Raw genomic sequence first — 243 nt, 5'->3', positions numbered from 1 at the left:
GTAAAATTGCTGAATTGTTGTCTACATCCGAAAAAACTGTGAGTGAAAAAACGGTTGGCGGATGGAAATCCAAAGATGAATGGATAGACAAATTAAATGGAGTACTCCATAAAAATGAACGGAGTACTCCAAAGAAAGATACGGAGTACTCCAAAAAGAAACCAGGAGCACCAAAAGGTAATAAGAATGCTGTAAATAATCGTGGTGGAGCCAAAAAGGGCAATAAAAATGCTGTTGGTAATT

The 243-nt window shown here is 37.0% G+C and carries 1 pseudogene; it reads left to right on the top strand.

Annotated features, from left to right (window positions below):
* Positions 1-243: pseudogene (locus tag MR079_RS28880) on the top strand (phage terminase small subunit); the annotation flags it as partial.

The organism is Bacillus cereus group sp. BfR-BA-01381 (assembly GCF_022663555.1).
GTDB lineage: Bacteria > Bacillota > Bacilli > Bacillales > Bacillaceae_G > Bacillus_A > Bacillus_A pacificus.
The sequence above is the reverse complement of the archived record's forward strand: the minus strand, read 5'-3'. Positions and strand labels throughout refer to the sequence as shown.